Here is a 26,465-nt window from a genome sequence, read left to right as displayed (position 1 = left end):
TCAATACCATCATTTAAATAAAGAATGAAAAAGCAACTCGTTTTGGCCAGTTTACTGGCCTTGGTTAATTTAAGCTCTCAGGCACAAAGGCACCAATCGCAGCCTATGAAAAAGGTGAGTGGTTTAACGCAATATGTCGATCCATATATCGGTACCGGTTTCCACGGTCACGTTTTTGTTGGTGCAAGCGTTCCCTTTGGTGCGGTGCAGTTAGGCCCAACCAATATATCTGAAGGTTGGGACTGGTGCTCTGGTTATCACATTTCCGATTCAACCATTATCGGCTTTCAGCATACACACCTTAGCGGTACCGGTATCGGCGATTTAGGCGATATTTCCTTCATGCCAACAACCGGGCCAATCAACGTATACAAAGGCAGCAACAAGAATTTAAAAAGTGGTTATGTATCGCTATTCAGCCACAAGGATGAGGTTGTAAAACCCGGATATTATAAAGTAAAGCTTAAAAAATATGATATCGGCGTTGAGCTTACTGCCAGTACCCGTGTTGGTATGCATAAGTACACTTTCCCGGCGTCAAAAGATGCTCACATCCTTATTGATTTGCAGGAAGGCATCGGCTGGGACAGGCCAATGGAAACCTATATTAAACAGGTTGACAAGAATACCATTTGCGGCTACCGCTTTTCCAAAGGCTGGGCAGATGATCAGCGTATTTACTTTACTGCCGTGTTTTCAAAGCCCATTAAAATTTTCGCGGTTTATGACAGTACGGCCAACGTTAAAGGTACTGAGCTAAAAGGGGAAAAGGTAAAAGGCGTAATCAGTTTTACTACCACCAAAGGTGAAGTGGTTTATGCTAAAGTGGGAATCTCGCCGGTAAGCGCAGAAAATGCCATGCTTAATATTAAGGCGGAGATCCCGGGCTGGGATTTCAATAAAGTTGTTACAGATGCCGATGCAGCCTGGAATAAGCAATTCCAGAAAATTGTGATCAAAGCTGATTCATTGTCTCAGATGAAGAAGTTTTATACAGCTTTTTATCACACTATGATAGCGCCGTCTATTTTTAACGATGTAAATGGCGAATACTGGGGAACCGATAAAAAGGTGCACAAAAACGAAGGTTTCAATAATGTAACCACCTTTTCATTATGGGATACGTATCGCTCCAACAACCCGTTGTCAACCATTATCCACCCGGAGCATGTGAATGATATGATCAACTCTATGCTGGCTATCTACCAGCAACAGGGCAGTTTGCCGGTTTGGCATTTGATGGCTAATGAAACCAATTGTATGGTGGGCTACAGCGCAGTACCTGTTGTAGCCGATGCTCTCTTAAAAGGTTATAAAGGCTTTGATGCCAATTTAGCTTACGAGGCCATGAAAACCACCGCTATGGGCGATGACCGTGGTATCAAATATGTGAAAAAATATGGTTATATCCCGGCAGATAGTAGCCGGGAATCAGTTTCAATGGGTCTTGAATATGCCATTGACGATTGGAGCCTGGCACAGGTAGCCAAAAAATTAGGCAAAACAGAAGACTATGCTTACTTCAGCAAACGCGGCGCTTATTACAAAAACTACTATGACGCCAAAGCAGGCTTCATGCGTGGCCGTTTATCGCAGGATGCATGGCGTACACCTTACAGCCCGTTCATTTCTATCCATGAAACCGGCGACTTTACCGAAGGCAACGGCTGGCAATATACCTTCCTTGTTCCGCAGGATGTGGAAGGTTTGATTGATATGCTGGGTGGCGTTGATAAATTCAATACCAAGCTCGATTCATTATTTATTGCGCAAGGCGATATGGGTAAATTTAAATCGCCGGATGTATCTGGTTTGATAGGTCAGTATGCCCACGGTAACGAGCCAAGCCACCCGATGAGCTACTATTATGCTTACTCAGGCAAGCCATGGAAGACAGCCGAAAAGGTAAGGTTCATCCTTGATGATTTTTATACAGATAAACCAGATGGTATTATCGGTAACGAAGATGTTGGCCAGATGTCGGCCTGGTACGTGTTATCCGCAGTTGGTTTTTATCCGGTTAACCCGGCTAACGGCCTGTACGTATTTGGCAGCCCGGTGGTTAACGAGGCTACACTGCAATTGCAGGGAAACAAGAAATTCCATGTAGTAGTTAAAAATAATGGCCCTAAAAATAAGTATATCCAGGCCATGACGCTTAATGGAGCTAATTACACCAAAACTTATATCAAGCACACTGATGTGATGCAAGGCGGTGAACTGGTAATTACCATGGGCGATAAGCCCGGTACTGTTTGGGGCGTTGGGGAAGCTAACAAAGCGGTCTCGGTGTTGAAGTAGATCCTCTTGGAAGTAGATCATCTTGCTACGTCATTGCGAGCGTAGCGCGGCAATCGCACGGAAGCAGAGCCGCCATGTACAGCATGCAATTGCTTCGTACCTTACAGCAATGACATGAGTTTATTGAATTAAAAAGGGATGCCCGGCGGCATCCCTTTTTAATTTTTGCGCGTGGTCGGTGTTATCACTATGAGTGTTCGGAAGATTTCAAATTCCCCCCTTGGGAGGGGTGTGTTGGAAATGTGCGGTGGCAGGGAGGGGTTTATCCGCTATTTCAAACGAATAAGTACGTCAATGAAACCCCTCCCTGCACCCTCCCAAAGGAGGGAGTCGCACAGTCCCACGCTCTGTTATTTCTTCCGAACACTTATGGTATTATCACCGCACCAGCAGGCTGCTTACCTTTTCCAATGAAACAGGATTTATCAAATTATGCGATAGCATGATAACACAGGCAGCAGGAGGGGGTTAACAGGGTTAACATAATTTGAAAATTATTAAAATAAGTTATTGATTGTCAATTGTTTAATAAGATGTAGGGGTTACGCGAAAGATTTGCAATAATTCAGCTTGTGGCCGGTGTTAGCACGCTTGACCTTGCGGAAATATCTCCATATGATAAATTCCTAATTAAAACTTAATCCCCGTTCGGTATGTTATCCCAGCATGAACCGTCTCCTCAAAAAGCTCGAAAAAATTGGCCGCGATCCCAAGATCACTGCAAAGGCAGTCGGCCTGCGTTATGTTTCTGATTCATCACCAGGTTATACCCGCAAAAAATCGGGCAAGGGTTGGAGCTATTATGATGCGGATGGTAATCTGATAAAAGACAAAGAGTTAATAACAAGGTTCAATAAACTGGTGATCCCGCCGGCATATACCAACGTTTGGATCTCGCCTTATGACAACGGTCACCTGCAATTTACCGGTACAGATGCCGCTGGGCGCAAACAATACCGTTACCACACCTATTGGAACCAGATCCGCAATCAATCCAAATATCATCGCATGCAGTCTTTCGCCGCGCACTTACCGGCAATTCGTGAGCAGGTAGATAAAGATCTGGCAAGACGTGATCTTGGTCATGAAAAGGTAGTGGCACTTGTGGTAAGGTTAATGGAATTGACAAGTATCAGGGTAGGGAATGAGTCGTACAAAAAGTTGTATGGATCATTTGGTTTAACAACTTTGCAAAACAGGCATGTAAAGGTTGAAGGTTCTAATTTACGATTTGAGTTTAAAGGTAAAAAAGGGGTGTTTCACAAAGTATCGCTCCAGAGCCGTAAGCTGGCCCGTTTAGTAAAGCAATGCCGGGATATTCCGGGAAAAGAGCTTTTTCAATACTATAATGAGGATGGAACCCGTTGCAGTGTTGGTTCAGGCGATATCAATAATTACCTGCACGAAATAACCGGCGAGGATTTTACAGCCAAGGATTTCCGTACCTGGGCCGGCAGTGTGAGTGCGCTATACGCCTTTAAAGAAGCCGGGGAGTTTAATAGTATAACCGAATGCAAAAAGAAGATTGTGAGCGTTTTGGATGAAGTTGCTATAAACCTTGGGAACACGCGTACTGTTTGTAAAAAGTACTACGTGCACCCATCGGTTATTAAAAGTTATGAAGAAGGCACCATTTTTAAGTATATCAGCCAGCTTGATGAACGCGAAGAGGTAAAAGCCGCCGAACTTAATATTGCTGAGAAAGCCTTACTCAACCTGCTGGAAACGGAAAAACTGGCCGAGGCCAGTTGAAGGTTGATTATGTTTAAAGTTGCTTAAGAGGAGTGGTTATTTCTATTAAATATTAACTGATCTTATCTTATCGAAATAAAACTACTCACCTAATCCAACTTAATCAACCAATTACTTTACTTTTTACGGGTGGTAATCACTACTACACCGTCTTTGGCTTTATCGCCGTATTTTTTCGTACTGTCATCGCCTTTCAATATCGAAATGCTTTCTATTTTGTCGGGATTAAGTTTTTTAAAGGCTTCTGTGGAACTGGTTTTACCGTCTATTACAATTAATGGGTCTTTATCGCCATTAGTCATAATGCTCATTCCGTTTACGTTTAACGCCTTAACGTTTGCTTTTTTGCCGTAGCCGGTAACAACCACATCGCCTCCATTTGCCACTATCGCGTCATCATCGGATTTTATGCTGTATGAAAGGGCCGTTGGTTTAGCTTTTACGCCGTTTATGGTTATGCTGCTACTGCCAGTTCCGCTTGATGAGCTGGCAGTGTTTTTTGAAATGTAAGTTCTTACATTGCTGTAAGTTTTACCAACACTTTTACTAACCGGACCAACAGTTACTACGTTAATATTGTCATTGTCATTTAGCACAGTATAGCCGCTTAGGTTGGTGTTAACCTTTTTAAAAGTAACGTTGGGTACATCTTTTTCGAGCTCCTCCTTATTAGGAGCGTCTTTAGTAATTATGTAAGCAACTTTAACAGGTTTGTCATCATCAATTTTTACAAACTTCCGGGCGTTATCGCCGGTAAGTATATACATGTTCTCGATTTTTGTCGGATCGAGGGTTTTACTGGTAGATACCACGCCATTTATCACAAATACCAAAGAATCTTTTTTAATGAATGCAAAAGATATCTTTAGCTCTTTATTAGTATCCGGTTTGGCGGCCATTGGCGCGATAGCTATTAATGGTGTAAGTGAGGGTTGAGGCACGGCCGCCGGTGTAACCATTGGTTTTGCAGCAGGTGTTTTGTGGATTGGTTTACCTGCTTTTACCGGTTTTGCAGATGGAATTTCGTCTGCATTGATGTTAATGATCCTGGCCAGTGGTTGTACCGCGGCGGCAAGGGTGATCCTCACCGGTTTGGCAAAGTCAGCTTTTGAAATGCTGAATACCAGCAACAGGGCCATAACGGCCGGCACTACAAAAGCGTAGCGGGTGAGGTTAAGTTTCGACGATCTTTTCGCGTTCATCATGATTATCCGTTTTTTTATAGTTGAAATATTGAAATGGTTTACAATGCCGGGTTGGTTGTTGTTAAAGCTTACATTAACCAAACTGTATTGGTATGCTTTACTGTCGATACCGTTTTTGAGGATCTTTCGATCAGTAATAAACTCGATGTTTTCCCTTACCGCCCGCTTAATAAGCCAGATGCCCGGGTTAAACCAGTAGAAAATGCTGCTGAGCTCGGCTAACAAAATATCGGCAGTATGCCACTGGTTTACGTGTACCTGCTCATGCAGCAGGATTGATTTCAGATCGGCGGGTTCATGTTTGGCGGGGTTTACATAAATGCTTCGCCAAAAGGAAAACGGGGCGGAGTCTTTGTCCATCACCCTAACTAAATGGTCGCCTATGTATTGAGGTTTGGAGTTTTTATACAATCGTAAAAGGGAAAAAAGCTGTAAGGCCAGGCGGATGAGCAGCAAGCCGGCACCCGTCCAGAAAATAATGCTCAGCCAGTACCAGTAATCAAATGTTTGAACCGGCTGGTTCACCAGTTGAGCCGGCGACTGCCAGTTAATGGCTATCTGCTCCATAGGTTTGGCCAGCTCCTCATGCCGCTGCACAAAAGCCGAAAAATTGATCTGTGGATAAATACTGGCAAACAGGATGGCTGCAAGCAAATAGATCCGGTTAAGCGTATAAAAGGTGAGGGGCCTTAGCACCAGGTAATAGCCCGCGCAAAACAATAGCAGGGCTATGTTCACTTTCAGTAAAAAAACAAATGTTGCCGGCATGGTTGTAAGGTTTATTGTTTTTCAATGAGTTTAATGATCTCTTTCAGGTCGGTAGCGCTGATCTTTTTTTCGTTGGCAAAAAACGTCACCAGGTCTTTATAGGAGTTTTGAAAATAGTCGCTTACAAAACCGCTCATAAAGCGCTTTTTATATTCCTCTTCTTGTATCAGGGGCAGGTAGCGGAACGAGTTGCCTAATTTTTCGCTTTTCAAAAATCCTTTGCGTTCCAGGTTTTTTATGGTCGAGGCAAGGGTGGTGTAGGGTGGCTTAGGTTCGGCCAGCTGATCTAAAAAATCCTTGATAAATCCCGGGCCCGATTGCCACACCGCTTGCATTGCTTCTTCCTCTTGTTGCGATAGTTTTTCCATTGTTTTTACGATTGTTTCGTAAATCTACGAACTATTCGTAGTAATGCAAATTTATTTTAACTTTTTAACAGAATTTAACGTTTGGGAGGAGAGGTTAGTGATTGGAGATCAGTGATTAGGAGGTTGTCCGAATCAGAATTAACAGGATTTTAGAATTTACAGAATCTTGTCTTAATCAGAATTAACAGATTTAAGAATTAACTGAATGCTACTTCCATGAAAATTACCAATTCTGAAAATTTTATAATTCTGAAAATTCTGATTCAGACAAATGCGTTAGGGAGAGGAGCGGATACCAGCCAATGAGCGTAAGGCCTGCAGGCGTATGAGCGGAAAGCCCGGCCGCAGGCAACGCCCTTAATCTGAACCATGATTTTTAGGATTAATGGATTGGCAGGATGTTACTTTGAAATTGTCTGAACCCGAGTTAGACCAATTGTTATAATTTATTGAATTTGCCTGTTATTTTGTTAATTCATTAATTCTGAAAATTCTGATTCAGACTAAAATTCGAGTTCAGACAAAAACATCAACCATATCTTAACATAAATTCCCCGGTCATCAAAACAACGTTGTTAATTTTATAAAAGCTGTAACAAAAGTTGTTTTACGCTTAACATAAAAGCAAACAAAAAACTATATTTAAACCAGAGTTGATTGTAAAACATAAATACGCGCTTATTGAAAACTATTACCCGCAGGGACTTTTTAAGTAAAGGTGCCATGTTGGCTGGCGGTGCTTATCCCGCTATGCTTGCCCTTGGCTTATTGAAACCATCGCCAGCACATGCTTTCAATCTTGAGGGCAGCGGCAAAGGCAAACACATTATTATTTTAGGGGCCGGGTTAGCCGGCATGACCTGTGCCTATGAGCTTGGTAAGCTCGGCTATCAATGTACCATTTTGGAGGCGCGGCAACGCACCGGCGGTCGCTGCTTTAGTATTCGTAACGGCAGTACCAATACCGAAATTGATAAGCCTGCGGCTACAGCCCGTTTTGATGCCGGCCAATATTTCAATGCCGGCCCATCGCGCATACCACACAACCATGAGCTTACGCTGCATTACTGTAAAGAGCTGGGGGTGCCTATTCAGGTTTATAACAATGTAAATGAAGGCGCTTATTACTTTGCCGAAGGCAAAGGCCCTTTATCCAACAAAAAGATAAAGGTTAGGGAGGTGCATAATGATATCCGTGGATACATGACCGAAATGCTGGCTAAAAGCATTGACCACGGTAGTCTCGATAGCAGCTTTACCAAAGAGGATGGCGAAAAGATCATCGAATACCTGCAAGCCGAAGGTGGATTGGATGTTGATAAACTGTACAAAGCTTCGGCACGCCGGGGTTATGTCGAAACGCCGGGAGCCGGCGACAAGCCCGGTAAAGTTGCTGATCCGCATAAGCTGGCCGATCTGCTGCATTCAGGTTTGATGGATCCCGATTTTTATAATGTGGCCGAATATACCTACGAACTGCAGATGACCATGTTTCAGGCCGTGGGTGGGATGGATCAGATAGCTAAAGCGTTGGAAAAGAAAGTGGCGCCGTCAATAAAAACGGGGGCGGAGGTTACTGCCATTAATAATGTACCTGATGGTGTTAAGATAACTTATAAAGACGCTACAGGGGAGCATACCTTAAACGGCGACCTGTGTATTTGCACTATTCCGCTGCCGGTACTAAGCAATATCAGCAATAATTTCAGCGGTGATGTTAGTCGTGCTATTGATTATATCAGCTATAACCAAACCGGGAAGATTGGCCTGCAGTTTAAACGCAGGTTTTGGGAGGAGGATGAACATATATACGGGGGTATAACGCACACTAACAATGATTTAACGCAGATTTTTTATCCATCCTATGATTATTTAGGAAAAAAGGGTATCTTGATTGGATATTACAACTTTAACGAAAAAGCGCAAAAGATCGGCGCTTTAGGCTACGCCGAAAGGGAGAAGTTCGCGCTGGAAAAAGGCAGGCTGATTCACCCGCAATATGACAAGGAGTTTGAAAGCTCGTTTTCGGTAAGCTGGCATAAAACAAAATATAATTTAGGCGGATGGGCGGTTTATACCACAGAAACCCGCAAAACACAATACCCGGTACTGTTAAAGCCCGATAAGCAGGTATATTTTGCAGGTGAGCATTTGACATACCTTAATGCCTGGATGGCCGGTGCCTTTGAATCGGCCAGGAGCACGGTTGCCGCTGTACATGCAAGGGTTACCAACCAGCGTACCCAATACCCGGTTCAAAAATAAAACGACGTTAAAAAAACATTAAATACCACCACCATGTCAAGTACAATTAACCGCAGAAACTGGATCAAATCCAGCGCATTTATGGCCGGGGGACTGGCCCTTTTTTCAGGAACAATTGGTAAGCTGGCAGCCATGCCGGCCCGTGTATTTAAACCCTTAACCCGCGGCCTAACCGACCAGGAAGCTATTACCAATGCAGGCTTTGAATTAAAAGCAAGGCTCCTTGCTAACGAGAATCCGTTTGGTCCATCGGTTACTGTTAAAAAAGCCATTCAGGATGCTATTGATAAAAGTTATCAGTACCCTTTTATGCAGCTGTCCCAGATTTATGGGAAAATTGCTGCGTACGAAGGCGTAAACTCAAATAATATACTGATGGATGCAGGCTCAACCCCGCTTTTACTTGCGGCTGCCATGCATTTTACTAAGGGTGGTAAAAGCGTAATCACCGGCGACCCTTCATATGATGACCTGCCAGGCAGGGCCCAGGCGCTTGAGGGAAAGTGGGTAAAAGTGCCGCTGACCGTCGATTATAAACTCGACCTGGACGCCATGGAAGCAAAGGTTGATGACAATACCGGTTTAGTTTATATATGCAATCCCAATAACCCAACCGCTACTGTGGTTGATACCGAAAAGTTAAAGGCCTTTTGCGAGCGGGTGTCAAAAAAAACAACCGTTTTTGTCGATGAGGCTTATATAGATTACCTGCCTGATCCGAAGGCTGCAAGTATGATAAGTTCTGTCAAATCGGGTAATAATGTGATAGTTGCACGTACCTTTTCAAAACTTTATGGCTTTGCCGGCTTAAGGCTCGGGTATATTATATCGCAGCCGGATACCATCAAAACATTTGAAAAATATACTACCCAGGCCTGGAGTATTAGCGCAACTACACTCGCCGCCGCCATAGCGGGTTATCGCGAAGAAGCATTTCTGAAAGAAACCCTGGAAAAAACAAATGCTTCTAAGGAGTACCTGTACTCGGTGCTTAAAAAAGAAGGATATGAATACATCCCCTCATCGGCAAACTTTGTCATGTTCCCGCTGAAAATGGACGGCAAAAAATTTGTCGGCGAAATGATGAAGCGCGGCGTAGGCATTCGTAACTGGCAATTTAACGGCAAAGACTGGTGCCGCGTAAGTATTGGCCGCATGGACGAAATGGAAGCCTTTGCCGATGCGTTTAAACAGTTATCTTAAGTGATTGGAGGTTAGAGATTGGAGGTTAGGTTTCAATAGTTTTATACAAATAACCCTAACTTTCAATTTCTGACCATTCCCTAATCACTAATCTCCAACCTCTAATCTCTAAAACAAAGTGCACAAACTAACATTAACACTATTACTGAGCTCTTCATTGTATTTTGCCCAGGCGCAAACTGTAAACCCTCGTCCGCTTACTATGGATGAGTATAAAAAGGCGCAATCATTCGCGATTGCTAATTTGGATAATGACACCTACGTTAAATTTGAAAATACCTACGTACTTGACCGTTATGAAAACCGTAAGCCTTATTTTATAACCGGGGCCGACGGCTTGAAAAAACGTATCGACCTGTATAAACTGGTTGCCAAAGAAGGTATGCAGGAAATAGGTCTGATGGTGTTTTATACCAACGAAAAAGGCAAGCTTTACAAAGCCCTCGTGCCCGATTTTACTGCCGATGCTAAAGTTTGGGAGCAGTATTTTCAGGATATTGATAATATCAACAAAGTGGAGCAGAACTTTATCCTGAAGCTGTCGTACGTGCTGTCAAAGGAAGTTAGCTTTCAACAATATAAGGCACTTAACGCGGGTAAGGATCTGAAGGAAGAGGCAGCTACCTATGGCAATGATATCTGTTTTCCTGGCGAAGAACTGGTTACCATGGCCAATGGCGATAAAAAAATGTTGAAAGCTGTGAAAAGTGGCGATGAGGTAATAACGGTTGATCCGTTGACTAAAAAAAGTGCAGCTGTAAAAGTAAAAGAGCTTACCATACATGAGGCCAAAAACTACGCTTTAACGCAACTGGTACTGGTATCGGCCCAAACAAAAAACACGGCCGAAGGCAGGCAGGTAAAACTGAATAGTAAAGTGTTACAGGCAACACCTAATCACCCTATGTTAACCAAACAGGGCAATATAAAAATAGGAGAGGTAGCTACCGGCCAGGAAGTACTTTGCCTGAACGAGCTAACCGGCAAATATGAAACTTTCACCGTACTGCAAAAAACAGAACACGCGGGCGGTGTACAAAGAGTATATAACATTGTTGCCGATGGCGGTAGCACCCTGCTCATGAATGGTGTAATGGTAATGCAAAAGTAATTTAGTATTCCCTTCTCTGCTTTAATCAATTTCTACAAACCTGTTCCCCCTCTGGGGGATTTTACAATTTATTAAACATGTATTAATTGCCCAAGGACAGATGCACCAAAGGTGCAAAAGGCTTGTAGCTCGTAAAGTTATAGAATGCCCTTTGCCCCCAGAGGGGCGAAACACGACGACTTGCTGTTTAAACGACAAGCAATTTTGTGAGCAAATTTAAACTCGTGGAGGAACCTTAAGCTATTCCTAAAATACTTAGTTTCTTAACAATGTCGGCAGCAATGCGTAGTCCGGCCAGGTTAACTATCGGGAAACATGCTTCTGTAATAATGAAGTTACCGTGAATAATTCAATCATTTGCTTAAAAATGTTGCAACATTAAAACCAATGATTTAATTTAGATGACTTAAACATGACAATTATGCCTGTTAACAAAAAATTATTAGTTACACTCGGTCTGCTATCCATAGTAGTGTTTGGCGCCATGACCAACATTAAACCACAGGACGAAGGTTTTAAAAATCTTAAGGTTTTGCCTAAAAACATTTCGGGCGAGAACCTGCACAAGGTTATGGAAGATTGGGAACATTCATTAGGTGTACATTGCAACTTTTGCCATGCCCGTAATGAAGAAACTAAAAAGATGGATTGGGCAAGCGATGCCAAGCCTGAAAAAGCAATGGCGCGCGATATGTATAAAATGATGAACAAAATTAATCAGAAGTATTTTCATGCCAAAAAGGATTCTTTAGGCATGATTATGCAAAGTGGTGTTAACTGCAATACCTGTCACCGTGGTACAGCTCATCCTGAGGTTATGGTACCTGACGGAAAAGGTCCGGGTGGTCAGCCTGGTCCGCCGCCTGCTGGTCCTGCCCCGGGCAACCCTGCGCCAACTAAGCCATAATTAACAAGCGTATTAGTATAATTAAATGCCTTTGGTGATCCCAGGGGCATTTTTGTTTTATAGGGGTTATTATCAGCTGTGTTTACCTGCAAGTAAAAATTAGGTTAAGGATTTTGTATTTAACTATTGAATATTTATCCTTTTTGACAGATAGCTTCAAACTGTATTCATGAAAAATTCATGCTTGGTAACGATCTTTATACACGATAAAGATTCGTTGGTTTTATTTAGGAATTGCTGGTTGATTTATGATCAAATTTGCAATGTTGATTTATGAAACCGGGGACTGATTATTGTAACCTTTAATATTATCATAATTAATAAATGACTGCTGAGTTTCGGATTAAGCCACAGGAGCAAGCTAATGTCTCAACAAATTCCAGCGATTTATTTTGCCGGAATTGCAAAAGCCGGTTGAGCCGTATCAAACGGAGCAGCCTTGCCAAATTTTTATTGTTGGGTTTACCCTTTAAAAAATATATCTGTTATAAGTGCTCCCGTAAAACCTACAGGTGGGCACCCAAATAATATTTCAATCGTTTTATAAGCATTGGGTATGTAGTATCTTTTTGTGTAAATCAATTACATTTGTTTTATGCAGAAAATACTGGTTGCCAACCGTGGTGAAATAGCTTTACGAATTATGCGCTCGGCGCGCGAAATGGGTATTAAAACCGTTGCGGTTTACTCACATGCTGATCGGGACGCCCTGCACGTGCGCTATGCCGATGAGGCTGTAAATATCGGGGAAGCTCCATCCAGTCAATCCTATCTTATTGGAGAAAAGATCATAGCTGCATGTAAGCAAACCGGGGCCGAAGGTATCCACCCGGGATATGGTTTTTTGAGCGAAAATGCCGGTTTTGCCAGGCTGGTTAAGGATTCGGGACTTATTCTTATTGGCCCTTCTCCCGAGGCCATGGAAGTAATGGGTAACAAGTTATCGGCCAAAGCTGCGGCACTCAGGTATAATATCCCGATGGTCCCCGGAACGGAGGAAGCCATTACTGATGTTAACGAAGCTAAGAAGCGGGCTATTGAGGTAGGTTTTCCAATATTGATCAAAGCGGCTGCGGGGGGCGGGGGTAAAGGGATGCGCATTGTTGAAAGCCCGGCAGACTTTGAAGAGCAGATGCAGTTAGCGGTATCTGAAGCTACATCAGCTTTTGGCGACGGCTCTGTTTTCATTGAGCGCTATGTATCATCCCCCAAACACATCGAGATCCAGGTACTTGGCGATACGCATGGTAATATCGTGCACCTGTTTGAGCGTGACTGCTCGGTACAGCGCCGCCATCAAAAAGTAGTTGAAGAAGCTCCATCGGCAATATTAACGCCTGAAATCAGGGAAAAGATGGGGCGTTGTGCGGTTGATGTAGCCCGGTCTGTAAATTATACAGGTGCAGGTACGGTTGAATTTATCATGGATGAAGGGTTGAATTTTTACTTCCTGGAAATGAATACCCGTTTACAGGTTGAGCACCCCGTAACTGAACTGATAACCGGCATTGACCTGGTAAAGGAGCAAATCAAAATAGCAAGGGGGGAGGCTATCTGTTTTAAACAGGAAGATCTGAAGATTCAGGGTCATGCCATTGAACTTCGTGTTTATGCCGAAGATCCGGCTAATAATTTCCTGCCCGATATTGGTACATTGCAAACTTATATAACACCCAAAGGGCCCGGCGTACGGGTTGACGATGGGTTTGAGCAAGGCATGGAGATTCCCATTTACTACGACCCGATGATAGCCAAGCTGATAACCTTTGCGGATACCCGCGCTGAAGCAATTGAGCGGATGATAAGGGCTATAGATGAATATCAGATCACCGGTATTACTACCACCCTCGGTTTCGGCCGTTTTGTAATGCAGCACGAAGCTTTTACCTCTGGTAATTTTGATACCCATTTTGTAAAAAAATATTTTTCGCCCGAGGTGCTGCGCGAAAGTCGCGAGGATGAAGCTATAGTAGCAGCAATAGTAATGGAACAGCTCTTGAGCAAAAAAAGGGTTTCAATTGCAGCCCCGGTGGAGGTAGCTAACTCAAGCAACTGGATCAAGAACAGGAAGCAGATTTAATAATTGTTGATCGCGGCCAGTTCATCTATCAAAGCTGCCTGAGCAGGGTTGATCTTTATTTTTGCTGTCGCCATATCAAACCATTCGGCACGATCAATTTCATCAAAAGTTTGTTTTTTTCCTGAGCGAGGCGGCCATTCTATTTCAAATGTATTGCTTTTGATATTTCCCGGATCAATACTGCCTTCAACAGCCCAGGCCAGTACCGTTTTACCCCCTTTTTGTTTGATAGCGTTCAACGCAATAAAATCCCCGGTTATTTCATGCCCGGTTTCTTCCTGAAATTCACGCTTTGCCGCCATGAGGGGATCTTCATCGGGAAGATATTCACCTTTGGGTACCGACCACGAGCCTTCATCTTTGTTTTTAAAGAACGGCCCGCCCGGATGTACAAGAAATACCTGCAAACCATGAGCTGCTTTACGGTATAATAAGATCCCTGCGCTTTGCTTTGGCATGTTTAAGATTTAAAGGCAAGTTAATGAAAGGCTTAATTATAATTGTTATTTTTGATACAAACGCCCCAAACCGATATACAATTATTATGGCAGACAACAGATGGAGCAAATTTAAAGTAACTGCTGATGTTGATACGGACGTACGCAGTATGTATGAAGCCTGGGCTACTCCCGAAGGCCTGGAAACCTGGTTTTTGCGTAAGGCTGATTTTTTTGCCATAGCAGGCCGCCAGCGCGAACCGCAGGAGTTTATAAAAAAAGAGGATACTTATACCTGGCATTGGCATGGGTTTGATGATACCATTTCCGAAAACGGGCAGGTGCTGGAAGCCAACGGTGCCGATTTCATAAAATTTACTTTTACAGGCGGTAGTATAGTGAGTGTATCTATCACTGCTAAACTGGGCGTTGTTATTGTTGAACTGGTGCAGGAAAACATCCCCGAGGAAGCAGACCCCGAAAAAAACCTTTATGTGCAATGCCAACTTGGCTGGACATTTTATCTGGCCAATCTGAAATCGGTATTGGAGGGTGGCAAAGATCTTCGCAATAAGCGTAAAGACCTGTTCTCAAGTTTCAAATAATTTCATTTACTGCTGACAAACCATAGTGCAAAATATTTTAGCTTTGAGCCAATCAAAATAGCCCCTTTCAACGGGCCGGGAAGCATATGTTTACAGGAATTATAGAAACTTTAGGGAAGATCACCGATCTGCAGCAGGAAAAAGGCAACCTTAATATTACAGTAGAATCGGCTATATCGCACGAGCTCAAGATCGATCAATCGGTAGCGCACAATGGTGTATGCCTTACTGTGGTGGCTTTAGCCGATGGCTTGCACGTGGTAACCGCGATTGAGGAAACCTTAAATAAAACCAATCTTTCCCAGCTCAAAGTTGGCGACCCGGTAAACCTGGAACGCTGCATGCAAATGAATGCCCGGCTCGATGGCCACATTGTTCAGGGCCATGTTGACCAGGTGGCTGTTTGCACCGCGTTTAAAGAACTTGACGGCAGTTGGGAATATACCTTTGAATATGATGCAGCAAGCGGCAACGTAACCGTAGAGAAAGGATCCATTTGTGTGAACGGTATCAGCCTAACCGTGGTTAATTCGCACGCCAACAGCTTTTCTGTAGCAATTATTCCTTATACATTTGAGCATACCAACCTGCACAATGTGCAAGTTGGCAGCCAGGTTAACCTTGAGTTCGATATCATAGGCAAATACGTTGCCCGCTTGATGCAACGCTAAATCCCTAATGATTTAATGCGCTGTTTGGAGTAAGCGATATAAGTTTTTTGTGACTCTTTTGGCTTGCTTGCCAGGTACTTTTTATAGTACTTAATAGCTGTTGCCTTATTCTTCAGTTCGGTATCATACAAAGTGGCAAGCGCGTAATAAGTGATTGGATCCGGTTTATACAACAAACTTTTCTGATATGCTTCAACCGCGCTTTTAAGCTGATGCAGGCGATCGTATGAATCCCCTTTTTCGCTGTAGTAAGAGCCTACCCCGGTAGATATTGCCTCCTCAATGGCTTTATCTAAATATACAATAGCTTTAGTGTTATAATGTAAAGCCTTAAAACTCATTGCCGTGTAGTAAAATGAAGCTTCGGTACCGGTTTGGTTGTCCTCCAGTGTTTTGAATGTTTTGACGCAATCCGGATAATTGGCAGTCATGTAATAGGAGGTGCCCAGCATGGATACAATGCTGCCGGCCTGCTCACCTGCATCCATCAGTTTTTTAGTAATAGCAATAGTTACCGGATACCTTTTTAATGCGTACGAGGCCTGGGCCTTGCCTTTCAGGAGCAGCAAATTGGCAGTATCGGCAGCAAGCGCTTTGTCGATAATATTTTCAGCATTGCCATATAGTTTAAGGTTGATGAAGAAGGACGACAGGTCATATGCTACATCAGGGTTAAGCGGATTGATCTTATTGGCTTTTTGCAGATATACAATGCTCCCCTCTATATCGCCTAAATTTTGCGACAGGTCTGCCAGTTGCTTATACACATCAAAGTTGGTGGTATCTTTCAACAGGATCTTCTTTACAAACACGATCGCTTTTTTATTATTACCGCGCCTTTTAATGATCTCACTCATGTTATACAAGTTAGTTAGGCTGGTGGTATCAGTAGCGTAAATACGTTGATAATAGTTTTCAGCATCGGGCAGACGGGAGGCCATTTTGGAGGTGTAGGCCAGTTTAGCCAATACTTTTATGTCGGTAACAGGCTCGGGATATATTTTTTTGAGGTAATCTGCTGCGTCGGCAAAACGCTGGTTTTGATAATAATCAAGCAGGAGCGAATCATTAGCGGCTTGCTGAGCGCATAATTGCGATACTGGTAGGATAAGGAATAGGGTTATAAATAGATTTTTCATAACTAATTATTTAGTTGAACTAAGTTATTAGTTATAGGTGTTAATTCCAAATCTGAAACAATTTTTTATTGGTGTGGTTAAAATGTAAAGTGATACTTAAAACCACACATTATGGATAAGTTAAAGAAATTTGGACTGATGGAAAAAATTGTCCATGAACTGGAAGACTTGAAAAACAGCCAGCAGGCTATTATTGCTAAGTTAACTAAAATAGAAGTTGATAATATCGAACTTGGTGATAAACGCCTTGAAAAGGACCTGCCCGATATGCACCAGCGCGTATCCGAAAACCTGGATACTATTGCAGCTATCCTTGAGGATTTTGCTAATCAGACTGAAAACTTCAGCAATAGCAATAATATCGCAGCCCTGAAAGAACAGGAAGCATTAGGAAAATAAGTTAAAAAGAAAATCCCCGGGAAACCGGGGCCTTTCTTTTTATAGTTGTGTTAATACTAAAGCACTATTATTTTTTGTTGATTTTTCCACTATTCCGGTTATACCTTTTTATGGCCTGAAGATAATTTTTCCATTGGATGCTTTCAATTGCGTCAAGATCGTCACCAACCATAACCCGTAGATTTTCTTCGTTATATTGAACAATTGGCCCGTTGTTGAGCTGTATAGCAACGATGGATTTTGGATTGAACATTTTCCCTTCGGGGTCACTTAAAAGCGAGTATGCATTAATAGGGCCGCTTATAAATTTAAACATCCAGCAGCTATCTTTAGCAATACCTGCATAATAATGGGGGAGCAAAGTATTGGCATTTTTTTCAGCTGATGGAGATGTAAGGTTTCGGGCTATTTCAATAGTTTGTTCCGGATATATTACTTGTTCCCTGTTTGTATCCGCTTTAGATAGCGACTGGTCAACAAACAGCAGATAACTTTTGTGTGCATAGGCATCTACGTAAATTCTGGACTTAACTTCTTTTTTAGAGCCGTTGCGCATCGTTACCAGGAAAGTATACTCCGGGTTGTTGTACCCTTGTTGTTATCACTCCAAAAGTTCCACATAGCGAGAGGCGTCTGTTGACTCATTTGTAAGTCCATGTTTTGCTTGTTAAATGTATTGTTAACAGCGGGCAATCCGCTTTGAGCGAGGCACAGTTTCTTAAAATAACAAAGGAAAAAAGAGAAACATACTTTAATAAAAGTTTCATATATAAAGCTTAGATGGGTTAAATATATGAAACCAGTTTAACCAAAATGTTAACTTTTACCATTACTAAATAACTTATAACTTACGAAGCTTTTAAAGCTTCGTAAGTCTTATAGTTCATCACTACTGGTACTGGATATAAATAGGAGCAGGCTTTAGACTCAATATCTCTTTTGGAGTTAGCATTCTATGTGGCTCGTTCTTTAAGTCGTTTTTATAAAAAAGCTTAAAGCCGGTGAACTGCACAGGTTCTTCAGAAATAAAATATTTGTAGGTGCCTTTTTTTAGTTCGGGGCCGCCCCAGCCATCCATGTCCATCACTACCTGTATTTCGGGCCTTAGTTTAATGTCTTTGTAATTGGTCACCATGCGTTTGGTAAACCGGTGTACCACAAATATTTTGGGTGGGAGGTCATTCTTTTTTACCAGTTTGGCCAGATAGCCGGTTACGTAATTGATATCATCGGCATCAAAAGTACCGATGCGCTTGCCGGGTACGCTACCTTCTTTCATAGAAAATTCCGGGTCGATGCCTAAATGAACGTTTGGCATCTTCATGTATTTTTCTAATAAAGGTAACTCTGTTTGTACGGTGCTGAAGCCAACCTGTATATCTAAAAATACAAGCGCGTTTACACTTTTTGCCCAACTGATCACTGTATCTATCTGGCTGAATGGCATACGAAGGTTATGCAAACCGTTACGACCGGCATCGGCCTGGGCTGTTACGCAGATGTAATGTAAAGCAGGTACCACGTTAGTAGCTGTATCAGCCTTTTCCCAGTTCTTTACCTCTTCCTTTAATTTATTGAGCATGGTTTTGCGTGGGTATTGGCCCAGCACGCCCATGTTTTTTGAATAGAGGTTACCATAAAACGCTACAATGCGGTTAAATGGTAAAATAGCTCCGGGAAGCGGATATTCTTTGGTTTTTACCGGCCAGCGACCACTTTTATCGCCGTTGGCCAGTTTTTTCATCAGCGAATCGTACTTTAAAGTATCCAGCATGGATGACCTTGCCGACGTATCGCGGAAATGTTTGCGGGTTGTAGAACAGGCCGTATTAGCAACGGCAATAAAAATAAACAGGGCTAAAGCAGAAATTGTCCTTTTCAAATTTTAAGATTTTTGACTTAATGAGCAATATCTGTGCCTATTCTATACTTTTGCCCTTCATAGCTGTACTTATTGCCTGATCCATTAAGCGTTCGGCAAACGGACGAGTGAACTCGTTAACCTCATCAATCGTTTTTAAAATCAGGTCTTTATCGCCGCTGGTGAGGGCCTCTTTCAGTTTCTGAACAAGTTTGGTAGTATCGGCAATCTCTGTAACCGAAACATAATCAGCATTTTTTTGCAGGAAGCGTTCAACGGTATAAACCATTTGTTCGCCTTCAGTGCGCGCCTCAATAAGCATCCGCTGATTTACATCATCTTTGGCGTGGGTAATGCTGTCCATCAGCATTTGTTCCACCTGTTCGTCGGTAATGCCATAGGTTGGTTTTACTTCAACCTCCTGCTTTACGCCCGAACGTAGTTCGATGGCCTGTATGGTTAGGATGCCGTCGGCATTCAATAAAAAGTTAATATCAACTTTAGGGAAACCTGCAGGCATGGAAGGGATGCCTTTTAAATCAAACTCGGCGAGTTTACGGTTTTCTTTGATCAGATCGCGCTCACCCTGGTAAACGGCAATTTTCATGTTTACCTGTCCGTCTATTGATGTCGTATATTGCCTGCCGCCTTTGGTTGGCACTTTAGAATTTCGGGGGATGATCACATCCATCAGGCCGCCCATAGTTTCAATACCTAAGGATAAGGGGGTAACATCTAATAGTAAAATATCTTTACGGTTGCCTGCTAAAATATCGGCCTGTATGGCGGCGCCTAAAGCAACTACTTCATCAGGGTTCACATCATCATGCACCGGGCGACCAAAAAACTCAGCAACCATACGTTTAACCAATGCCGTACGGGTTGAGCCGCCAACCATAACCACTTCATCAATTTGATCGATAGTTAGTTTTGCATCCTTAAGCGCGTTTCGGCAACTGGTGACGGTTTGCTGTACTTTTGGTAATATCAGTTCTTCAAAAGTAGTGCGGTCAAGCGTACACCAGATCTCGCCTATTTTATCATTAACCAGGCTTTGGTAGGCAAAGGCTTTTTTGGCTTCTTCGGCCTTTAAGCGCAGTTGCTGGGCCAGTTCGGTATTGGCAAGCACTTCGGCTTTATTAAGCTGGTTTTTCTCAATCCAATAATCAACAATAATACGGTCGAAATCGTCACCGCCTAAAAATGTATCGCCATTGGTAGATAGTACTTCAAAAATGCCGTTTTGAATTTGCAGTATGGATACATCAAACGTACCGCCGCCAAGGTCATAAACTGCTATAGTTTTAGTTTCTTCGGGGTTTAGGCCTATCCCATAAGCCAAACTTGCCGCGGTAGGTTCGTTAACTATCCGCAACACATCAAGCCCTGCAAGTTTACCGGCATCACGGGTGGCCTGGCGCTGCGAATCATTAAAATATGCCGGAACAGTGATCACAGCACGGTTAACCGGGGTTTTAAGAGCATGTTCGGCGCGTGCCTTAAGTTCTTTCAATATCTGGGCCGATAGCTCGATAGGGGTGTAAAATTTATCGCCTACTTTGATCTTAACCAGGCTTTCGGTATCGTCGTCAATTACTTTATAGCTAAAAAAGTCTTTGTAGTTTTCAATATCGTGGTAACTGCGGCCAAGCAAGCGTTTAACCGAAAATATGGTGTTTTGCGGATCGGTTATCAGGAACTCTTTTGCTTCATTACCAACCAGCACATCGCCTGCATCGCCAAAATGAACTACAGAGGGCACCAATACACCTTTGCCTGCATCATTAATTACCTGCGGGTTTTTATCAGGGTTGATGAATGCTACCAGCGAGTTAGTGGTACCCAGATCGATGCCTACAATGATCTCTTCTTTTTGCAGTGAGCCTGTTGCCAGGTTGATAGAAACTTTAGCCATTATATTAAGTTAACAAAGCGCAAATGTACTTAGTTTTGGCTGAGGATATGTCTTCTCAATCTCTAATTTGTTAAGTTTTGTGCGTTTTGTAACATCATCGCAGGTTGAGCCTTTATTTCATTATACTGACAAACAAATACGCTTAACGCCGCTTTATCCCTGTAATACCCTAAATAAATTATTATGAAAAATCGTGAATTAGGAGCATCCGGCATATCAACAGCGCCATTGGTTTTTGGCGGAAATGTGTTTGGGTGGACTGTTAAAGGTAAAGATACAGCCCTTTTATTGGATGCATTTGTAGATGCCGGTTTTAACACTATCGATACCGCTGATGTTTATTCGCGCTGGGTTGAGGGCAATAAAGGCGGCGAATCGGAAACCGAAATTGGTAACTGGCTTAAGCAAAGCGGCAAACGCGATAAAGTAGTTATAGCCACTAAAGTAGGCGCCGAAATGGATTCGGGCAGTAAAGGGCTTAAAAAGGATTACATTATTAAATCGGCCGAGGCTTCATTAAAGCGCTTGCAAACCGATTATATTGATTTGTATCAAACCCATTACGATGACCCCTCAACCCCGGTTGAAGAAACCCTGCGTGCTTATGATCAACTTATGCAGGACGGTAAGGTGAGGGCTATAGGAACTTCCAATATGTCTGTCGAACGGTTGCATGAGTCGCTCAAAACGAGTATTGAAAAAGGCCTGGTAGCTTATCAAACGCTTCAGCCCGAATATAACCTGTTCGACAGGGAAAAATATGAAACTACTTACGAGCCTTTCATTAAAGAGCAAAACCTTGGGGTGATCAGTTATTTTTCGTTGGCCAGCGGTTTTTTAAGCGGCAAATACCGTTCGGAAGCCGACCTGAAGGGAAGCAGCCGCGCCGGTATGGTCAAAAAATATCTTAACCCAAGAGGCTACAGAATATTAAAAGTCCTGGACGACCTTGCCGGGCAGTATCAAACCAGTCAGTCGGCAATTGCACTGGCCTGGTTAATTGCAAGGCCTGGTATTACAGCACCCATTGTTAGTGCCACCAGTTTGGAGCAACTTACTGATCTTTTTGAATCAGCCGCTTTGAAATTAGATAATGAAGCTATTGAAATGCTGAATATCGCCAGTGTTTATTAAATATTAATTTATATTTCACTATATATAACAGCGCGCTTTTTAAATGAAAGCTGCGCTGTTTGTTTTTAGTTGCCTGATTAACATTTCAATCACTGACTTTGGATTACTTAATAATTACATTGATTTTTAATTTTAATTATTAAACAATAATATCCTGTTTTTTACTTTTTTAAACACTAAAGTTTTAAATATTTCCTGAAAAATAGTTTATTTACTAAACCGAACTCCCTGTTTTTGAGTATAAAGAGTTCTCTCTAATTAATTTTTTATTTTAAATGGAAAAACTGAAGCGGATTATTGGCTACGGGATGCCTGATTTGTCGCTGGAGAATAAGCTGTTTAATGCGCTCTCATTATTCATTTGTGCCAGCAGCGTTTTTTCGCTAATCTGCAATTTGTTTTTGGGCTTAAGTTATAAGCTTGAGCTTGTCGAGCTTTTTGTAATCCTGATGTCGGGCTGGGCTTTTTACAGGAGCAGGTTTGTTAAGTATAAAGAGGATGCAACCGTCATTTACATTTGCTTAGGGCTGTTTGCAATTATTCCGGGCTGGTTTTACAATGGCGGTATCTCCGGATCAACAACGCTTTCGGGAGTCTTTTTTATTGTACTTATAACCCTGCTTGTAAAAAAACGATATCATTATATTTTTATTGGCGCGCTGATAGCTATATTTTTAGGATGCTACTTTATTGAAAAACATTTTCCTGGTTTAGTACAGCCTTATGATAGCACGGCATCAAAAGAATCTGACCTCATCACTTCGGCTGTAGTAAACATATTGACTGTTGGGCTACTGGTAGGTTTTATTAAAAAAAGCCACGAAACCGATAAGCGCGACCTGATTCATAAGAGTGAAGAGTTACAAGCTTCTCAAATTGAACTTTCGGCCTCACGTGACCAGGCTGAGGCGGCCACGTTTGCCAAATCGAATTTTCTGGCCAATATGAGCCACGAAATTCGCACACCACTTAATGGTATCATCGGTACCGCTCAATTGCTATCCCGCACCAATTTACAGCCCGAGCAACAGGAACTGCTTCAAACTTTACAATCGAGCAGTAATTTATTGATTAACATCATCAGTGATATTCTTGATATTTCAAAAATCGAAGCAGATAAACTGGTCCTTCACCCGGTTTCAACGCATTTGCGTAACTGTATAAAAACAGTTATTGAGATTACCGAACCGGCCATTACATCTCTTCACAAACCCCTAAGCTTAACTTATGATGTTGATGCTAATGTAGCAAACTATGTAATAGCAGATGAGGGCAGGCTTCAGCAAATCCTGGTTAATTTGATCGGAAATGCCATTAAGTTTACCGACGAAGGTTCGGTAAGTTTACGCGTCACAGCATCTGAGATCAGGAACAACGTCCAGGACATAACCTTTAGCATCAAAGATGACGGGATTGGCATAAGTGAAGAGGCATTAGCACAGTTATTTAAACCATTTTCACAGGTAAATACTACCGCTTTGCGCAAATATGGCGGTACGGGGCTGGGCTTATCCATTTGCAAAAAACTTGTGGAGATGATGCACGGCAGAATCTGGGTAGAAAGTAAGGAAGCCCAGGGCTCATTGTTTAGTTTTACCTTGCCTTTACATGTTACCTATGGTATTATTGAACCGGAGATGCAACCGGATGAAAAGGAAGCTTTTCAGTACCGGCCTTTACGCATTTTATTGGCCGAGGATAATAAAATGAACCAGTTAATAGCCAGTAAGATTTTTAAAAAGGTTGGTTATAATATTGATATTGCCGAAAATGGACTGGCCGCGATAAATATGGTTGAGCAGTGTAACTACGATCTGATATTTATGGACATTCAAATGCCCGAAATGGATGGTTTACAGGCTACCCGCCATATATTAACAAAGCATGGTAAAGGCGCTCCGCCTATTATTGCCATGACAGCCAACGTGCTTAGCGAAAATGAGCGTGAATGCACCCAGGCCGGTATGAAAGATTTTGTAAGTAAACCTTTTACTTTTGAACGGCTGGAAGATATCATCCAAAAATGGACGTGATTTATCAAAAAAATGTCAATCGTTGATTAGTACCATACAAAATAAAAATAGTACCATTAAGGGCAAAGCTATTGTGTGTAGTTTTGTGTCATGTTACAAAGTATTCCAACAATTGATATTTGCACACTTGCCGATGATATTAAACAGGATGACATCCTGATCAGCAGGTTTGCGTCTTATTTGGATGCTCATAAAAACCTTTTCTTCCCGCACCGCCACTCGTTTTACCACCTGGTATTGTTTACTGATGGCGGAGGATCACATACCATTGACTTTGAAAGCTTTGAGGTAAGGCCGGGGCAGATTTACTTTATGATTCCCGGGCAGGTGCATTCATGGGCTTTTGAAGGTTTTACTGACGGTTATATCATCAATTTCTCAAGCTCGTTTATCCAGTCGTTTTTATTACGCTCAGGCTACTTTGACAATTTTAACTTTTTGAACGGCAATCCAAAGGATGAAGTAGTTGACTTACCTGCCAACCAGTTACCCGAAATCATTGCCCTTTTTGAAAGGATTGTATCTGAAGTTGAAAAGCCTGCAGTTTTGGGCAGCGATATGGTAAGGGTGCTTATGCTTCAGCTTTTTATTCTGATAAATCGTTGCCAGGGCAAAGGCGATAGCTTTGGCAAACAGGGCTATAATCAAACACTGATCCGTAACTTTCAGAAGCTGATTGAACAGCATTATATCGATGTAAAGCTTCCTAAAGATTATGCAGAACTGCTTTATATCACCCCCAATCATTTAAATGCGGTATGTAAAGATGTGCTTGGCCTGTCGGCAGGAGAGGTGATCCGTAACCGTACTTTGCTTGAAGCAAAAAGGCTATTAACTAATCCGCGACTTAATATAAGTGAAATAGCTTTTAACCTAAATTTTAGCGATAACTCCTATTTTACCAAGTTCTTTAAAAAAATTGAAGGCATTACCCCCGAAGAGTTCAGAAAAAAAACCTTAAACAATAAATCATAACGTTATGGAAACCCCTAAATATAAATTATCCGCCTGGTCTGCCTTTGTAAACGCCAAATGTCCGCGTTGCAGGAGGGGAGACTTATTTATCACCGGTATGTATGAATTTAAAGGACAGGAGATGTATAAAACCTGTTCACACTGCGGCCTGGTGTACGAGCGTGAACCCGGTTATTTTTATGTAGCAATGTTTGCCAGTTATGCGCTTAACGTTGCCGAGATGGTTACACTGGCAGTTGCTATCAGCGTTTTAACAGGTAGCAGTAACCCCTGGTTGTATGTAACTATTATTTTAGGGGTAGCGGTAATTTTAGCGCCGTTTAATTTCAGGTATTCAAGAGTGATGCTTTTGCACTGGCTTACACCGGGCTTGCATTATCATCCGGAGATGAGCGAGGATAAACCGGAATAATTTAATTGACTGAGATACACGCAGATGCCCTTGATTGAAAAATCAAGGGCATTTTCATTTAAACCAAAACCTGCAGCTACAGTCATAATAATAACAAGCTTAATTTATGTAAATTAAATAAGTATTTGAAATTAAGCTGTTTATAATTACTTAAAATCTATTATCATGAAAGCGAAACTTAAATCACTGAAAGCCGATCTATATAATGTATTTGTAGTTGGGAATGCCGATGACAGGCAATTGGCAAAAGCATACTTTTTGCTGGCTATCCCTTTATTCGCCATATTTTTTGGCCTGGGTTCATTTCCCAAATTCTGATCATAAAAAAACAGTCGGAGCGTTCTGCGGCGACTGTTTACAACTGTTCCTAACTAATTAACTAACTATTAAACTAAATTATTTTTCGATTGGATTAAGGCCCAGGTAATTTGCAGCAATAAATAAATTGTTATTGATTTTGTGCCAGGCCTGGTGGTTGCCGATTGTATACCGGTTTAAAACATCATAGTAATAAGAATCCGAGAATGTGAGCCGGGTGTTTATTTCTGAATTATACAATGAATCTTTGCCTAAGTAGATGCCGCTGCGTTGCGCAGGTTTATCGATTTTTTTTTCGGGTGTTGAGGAAAACATATTGGCACAAGCTACCAAAATGAGAGACGCCGCAACCAAAACAAGAAAATGGTAGAATAATTTCATAAGCAAGGTATAAGTTTTTAAAAGATGCCTCCGGATGTTCAGAAACATATTATGCTCCAAAAATAACCAACGCTTTATAAAAAATAATCAGGGATTTCACCGTTTTGCGTACGTAGTTTTACGCATTTTTTAATAGATACAGATGAATAGTTAAATGTAGAAAGAAAATTTGATATAACGTTATAAGATCGATAAAAAAAATTAAACTTTTTACGCTGTTACAAA

General features: G+C 42.0%; 23 protein-coding genes. 15 read left to right on the top strand and 8 right to left on the bottom strand.

Features of this window, described 5'->3' with window-relative positions; genetic code table 11:
* Positions 1 to 24 precede the first annotated feature (24 nt).
* Entirely contained in the window at positions 25 to 2,301 is a 2,277-nt protein-coding gene (locus IEX80_RS08135; RefSeq protein WP_188832607.1) for a GH92 family glycosyl hydrolase, read from the top strand.
* A 666-nt stretch (positions 2,302 to 2,967) separates the two neighbouring features.
* Entirely contained in the window at positions 2,968 to 4,053 is a 1,086-nt protein-coding gene (locus tag IEX80_RS08130) for a DNA topoisomerase IB (protein ID WP_188832606.1), read from the top strand.
* A 116-nt stretch (positions 4,054 to 4,169) separates the two neighbouring features.
* Here the strand turns inward: IEX80_RS08130 and IEX80_RS08125 are convergent, their stop codons facing one another.
* Together IEX80_RS08125 and IEX80_RS08120 are read right to left on the bottom strand one after the other, a co-directional pair.
* Positions 4,170 to 6,026, bottom strand: a complete 1,857-nt coding sequence (locus tag IEX80_RS08125) for a M56 family metallopeptidase (protein ID WP_188832605.1) — start codon at positions 6,024 to 6,026, stop codon at positions 4,170 to 4,172.
* A gap of 11 nt (positions 6,027 to 6,037) precedes the next feature.
* Positions 6,038 to 6,394 carry a BlaI/MecI/CopY family transcriptional regulator gene (locus IEX80_RS08120; protein ID WP_090526995.1) on the bottom strand — a complete coding sequence of 119 codons (357 nt, stop codon included), beginning with the start codon at positions 6,392 to 6,394 and terminating at the stop codon, positions 6,038 to 6,040.
* Positions 6,395 to 7,075: 681 nt separating this feature from the next.
* Between IEX80_RS08120 and IEX80_RS08115 the strand changes: the two genes are divergently transcribed.
* The 5 genes from IEX80_RS08115 (at position 7,076) to accC (ending at position 13,960) form a co-directional block, all read left to right on the top strand.
* The gene (locus IEX80_RS08115; protein WP_217633152.1) at positions 7,076 to 8,659 is read left to right on the top strand and encodes a flavin monoamine oxidase family protein; all 1,584 of its coding nucleotides are present in this window, start codon (positions 7,076 to 7,078) and stop codon (positions 8,657 to 8,659) included.
* 33 nt (positions 8,660 to 8,692) lie between these two features.
* Positions 8,693 to 9,862 carry a pyridoxal phosphate-dependent aminotransferase gene (locus IEX80_RS08110; protein ID WP_188832604.1) on the top strand — a complete coding sequence of 390 codons (1,170 nt, stop codon included), beginning with the start codon at positions 8,693 to 8,695 and terminating at the stop codon, positions 9,860 to 9,862.
* A 118-nt stretch (positions 9,863 to 9,980) separates the two neighbouring features.
* Entirely contained in the window at positions 9,981 to 10,973 is a 993-nt protein-coding gene (locus IEX80_RS08105; protein WP_139159967.1) for a Hint domain-containing protein, read from the top strand.
* Between the two features lie 421 nt (positions 10,974 to 11,394).
* Entirely contained in the window at positions 11,395 to 11,880 is a 486-nt protein-coding gene (locus IEX80_RS08100; RefSeq protein ID WP_090527645.1) for a c-type cytochrome, read from the top strand.
* A gap of 595 nt (positions 11,881 to 12,475) precedes the next feature.
* On the top strand, positions 12,476 to 13,960 hold the full coding sequence (gene accC / locus IEX80_RS08095; RefSeq protein WP_188832603.1) for an acetyl-CoA carboxylase biotin carboxylase subunit: 1,485 nt from the start codon (positions 12,476 to 12,478) through the stop codon (positions 13,958 to 13,960).
* On the opposite strand, the gene IEX80_RS08090 is transcribed toward accC, so the two are convergent.
* A complete protein-coding gene (locus IEX80_RS08090; protein WP_176627477.1) occupies positions 13,957 to 14,418 on the bottom strand; it encodes an NUDIX hydrolase in 462 nt (153 codons plus the stop codon). The genes accC and IEX80_RS08090 overlap by 4 nt on opposite strands.
* 86 nt (positions 14,419 to 14,504) lie before the next feature.
* Between IEX80_RS08090 and IEX80_RS08085 the strand changes: the two genes are divergently transcribed.
* Together IEX80_RS08085 and IEX80_RS08080 are read left to right on the top strand one after the other, a co-directional pair.
* Positions 14,505 to 15,002, top strand: a complete 498-nt coding sequence (locus IEX80_RS08085; RefSeq protein WP_175489979.1) for an SRPBCC family protein — start codon at positions 14,505 to 14,507, stop codon at positions 15,000 to 15,002.
* A gap of 86 nt (positions 15,003 to 15,088) precedes the next feature.
* The gene (locus tag IEX80_RS08080) at positions 15,089 to 15,673 is read left to right on the top strand and encodes a riboflavin synthase (RefSeq protein WP_176627476.1); all 585 of its coding nucleotides are present in this window, start codon (positions 15,089 to 15,091) and stop codon (positions 15,671 to 15,673) included.
* On the opposite strand, the gene IEX80_RS08075 is transcribed toward IEX80_RS08080, so the two are convergent.
* A complete protein-coding gene (locus IEX80_RS08075) occupies positions 15,670 to 16,812 on the bottom strand; it encodes a tetratricopeptide repeat protein (protein ID WP_188832602.1) in 1,143 nt (380 codons plus the stop codon). The genes IEX80_RS08080 and IEX80_RS08075 overlap by 4 nt on opposite strands.
* Before the next feature lie 111 nt (positions 16,813 to 16,923).
* Here IEX80_RS08075 and IEX80_RS08070 point away from each other — a divergent pair, with 111 nt between their 5' ends.
* Positions 16,924 to 17,211 (top strand): hypothetical protein, encoded by a 288-nt coding sequence (locus tag IEX80_RS08070; RefSeq protein ID WP_090527010.1) that lies wholly within the window; start codon positions 16,924 to 16,926, stop codon positions 17,209 to 17,211.
* 67 nt (positions 17,212 to 17,278) lie between these two features.
* Here the strand turns inward: IEX80_RS08070 and IEX80_RS08065 are convergent, their stop codons facing one another.
* The 3 genes from IEX80_RS08065 to hscA all read right to left on the bottom strand — a co-directional run bounded on the left by IEX80_RS08065 (position 17,279) and on the right by hscA (position 20,987).
* On the bottom strand, positions 17,279 to 17,767 hold the full coding sequence (locus IEX80_RS08065; RefSeq protein WP_188832601.1) for a hypothetical protein: 489 nt from the start codon (positions 17,765 to 17,767) through the stop codon (positions 17,279 to 17,281).
* 333 nt (positions 17,768 to 18,100) lie between these two features.
* Positions 18,101 to 19,093, bottom strand: a complete 993-nt coding sequence (locus IEX80_RS08060) for a hypothetical protein (protein ID WP_188832600.1) — start codon at positions 19,091 to 19,093, stop codon at positions 18,101 to 18,103.
* 37 nt (positions 19,094 to 19,130) lie between these two features.
* Complete coding sequence (gene hscA / locus IEX80_RS08055; RefSeq protein ID WP_188832599.1) at positions 19,131 to 20,987, bottom strand: Fe-S protein assembly chaperone HscA; 1,857 nt, start codon at positions 20,985 to 20,987, stop codon at positions 19,131 to 19,133.
* 183 nt (positions 20,988 to 21,170) lie between these two features.
* On the opposite strand from hscA, the gene IEX80_RS08050 reads away from it, so the two are divergent.
* The 5 genes from IEX80_RS08050 (at position 21,171) to IEX80_RS08030 (ending at position 25,859) form a co-directional block, all read left to right on the top strand.
* Positions 21,171 to 22,121 carry an aldo/keto reductase gene (locus tag IEX80_RS08050; RefSeq protein ID WP_090527019.1) on the top strand — a complete coding sequence of 317 codons (951 nt, stop codon included), beginning with the start codon at positions 21,171 to 21,173 and terminating at the stop codon, positions 22,119 to 22,121.
* A gap of 275 nt (positions 22,122 to 22,396) precedes the next feature.
* The gene (locus IEX80_RS08045; RefSeq protein ID WP_188832598.1) at positions 22,397 to 24,154 is read left to right on the top strand and encodes an ATP-binding protein; all 1,758 of its coding nucleotides are present in this window, start codon (positions 22,397 to 22,399) and stop codon (positions 24,152 to 24,154) included.
* A 90-nt stretch (positions 24,155 to 24,244) separates the two neighbouring features.
* Positions 24,245 to 25,129, top strand: coding sequence for a helix-turn-helix domain-containing protein (locus tag IEX80_RS08040; RefSeq protein WP_090527023.1), 885 nt, complete (start codon positions 24,245 to 24,247; stop codon positions 25,127 to 25,129).
* Between the two features lie 4 nt (positions 25,130 to 25,133).
* Positions 25,134 to 25,541 carry a DUF983 domain-containing protein gene (locus IEX80_RS08035; protein WP_090527025.1) on the top strand — a complete coding sequence of 136 codons (408 nt, stop codon included), beginning with the start codon at positions 25,134 to 25,136 and terminating at the stop codon, positions 25,539 to 25,541.
* A gap of 165 nt (positions 25,542 to 25,706) precedes the next feature.
* Positions 25,707 to 25,859 carry a hypothetical protein gene (locus IEX80_RS08030; RefSeq protein ID WP_167516102.1) on the top strand — a complete coding sequence of 51 codons (153 nt, stop codon included), beginning with the start codon at positions 25,707 to 25,709 and terminating at the stop codon, positions 25,857 to 25,859.
* 78 nt (positions 25,860 to 25,937) lie between these two features.
* Here IEX80_RS08030 and IEX80_RS08025 read toward each other — a convergent pair whose 3' ends face one another.
* The gene (locus IEX80_RS08025; protein ID WP_139159968.1) at positions 25,938 to 26,240 is read right to left on the bottom strand and encodes a hypothetical protein; all 303 of its coding nucleotides are present in this window, start codon (positions 26,238 to 26,240) and stop codon (positions 25,938 to 25,940) included.
* Positions 26,241 to 26,465: the final 225 nt, after the last annotated feature.

Source organism: Mucilaginibacter rubeus (assembly GCF_014643835.1).
Lineage (GTDB): Bacteria > Bacteroidota > Bacteroidia > Sphingobacteriales > Sphingobacteriaceae > Mucilaginibacter > Mucilaginibacter rubeus.
This window is presented reverse-complemented; position numbering and strand designations above follow the sequence as displayed.

Excerpts from the sequence above, each read along its gene's own strand:
- IEX80_RS08030 (WP_167516102.1), top strand. The coding sequence starts at position 25,707 with ATGAAAGCGAAACTTAAATCACTGAAAGCCGATCTATATAATGTATTT.
- accC (WP_188832603.1), top strand. The coding sequence starts at position 12,476 with ATGCAGAAAATACTGGTTGCCAACCGTGGTGAAATAGCTTTACGAATT.
- IEX80_RS08135 (WP_188832607.1), top strand. The coding sequence starts at position 25 with ATGAAAAAGCAACTCGTTTTGGCCAGTTTACTGGCCTTGGTTAATTTA.
- IEX80_RS08085 (WP_175489979.1), top strand. The coding sequence starts at position 14,505 with ATGGCAGACAACAGATGGAGCAAATTTAAAGTAACTGCTGATGTTGAT.
- IEX80_RS08040 (WP_090527023.1), top strand. The coding sequence starts at position 24,245 with ATGTTACAAAGTATTCCAACAATTGATATTTGCACACTTGCCGATGAT.
- IEX80_RS08025 (WP_139159968.1), bottom strand. The coding sequence starts at position 26,240 with ATGAAATTATTCTACCATTTTCTTGTTTTGGTTGCGGCGTCTCTCATT.
- IEX80_RS08090 (WP_176627477.1), bottom strand. The coding sequence starts at position 14,418 with ATGCCAAAGCAAAGCGCAGGGATCTTATTATACCGTAAAGCAGCTCAT.
- IEX80_RS08100 (WP_090527645.1), top strand. The coding sequence starts at position 11,395 with ATGCCTGTTAACAAAAAATTATTAGTTACACTCGGTCTGCTATCCATA.
- IEX80_RS08130 (WP_188832606.1), top strand. The coding sequence starts at position 2,968 with ATGAACCGTCTCCTCAAAAAGCTCGAAAAAATTGGCCGCGATCCCAAG.
- IEX80_RS08110 (WP_188832604.1), top strand. The coding sequence starts at position 8,693 with ATGTCAAGTACAATTAACCGCAGAAACTGGATCAAATCCAGCGCATTT.
- IEX80_RS08120 (WP_090526995.1), bottom strand. The coding sequence starts at position 6,394 with ATGGAAAAACTATCGCAACAAGAGGAAGAAGCAATGCAAGCGGTGTGG.
- IEX80_RS08050 (WP_090527019.1), top strand. The coding sequence starts at position 21,171 with ATGAAAAATCGTGAATTAGGAGCATCCGGCATATCAACAGCGCCATTG.
- IEX80_RS08070 (WP_090527010.1), top strand. The coding sequence starts at position 16,924 with ATGGATAAGTTAAAGAAATTTGGACTGATGGAAAAAATTGTCCATGAA.
- IEX80_RS08080 (WP_176627476.1), top strand. The coding sequence starts at position 15,089 with ATGTTTACAGGAATTATAGAAACTTTAGGGAAGATCACCGATCTGCAG.
- IEX80_RS08045 (WP_188832598.1), top strand. The coding sequence starts at position 22,397 with ATGGAAAAACTGAAGCGGATTATTGGCTACGGGATGCCTGATTTGTCG.
- IEX80_RS08075 (WP_188832602.1), bottom strand. The coding sequence starts at position 16,812 with ATGAAAAATCTATTTATAACCCTATTCCTTATCCTACCAGTATCGCAA.
- IEX80_RS08035 (WP_090527025.1), top strand. The coding sequence starts at position 25,134 with ATGGAAACCCCTAAATATAAATTATCCGCCTGGTCTGCCTTTGTAAAC.
- hscA (WP_188832599.1), bottom strand. The coding sequence starts at position 20,987 with ATGGCTAAAGTTTCTATCAACCTGGCAACAGGCTCACTGCAAAAAGAA.
- IEX80_RS08065 (WP_188832601.1), bottom strand. The coding sequence starts at position 17,767 with ATGCGCAACGGCTCTAAAAAAGAAGTTAAGTCCAGAATTTACGTAGAT.
- IEX80_RS08125 (WP_188832605.1), bottom strand. The coding sequence starts at position 6,026 with ATGCCGGCAACATTTGTTTTTTTACTGAAAGTGAACATAGCCCTGCTA.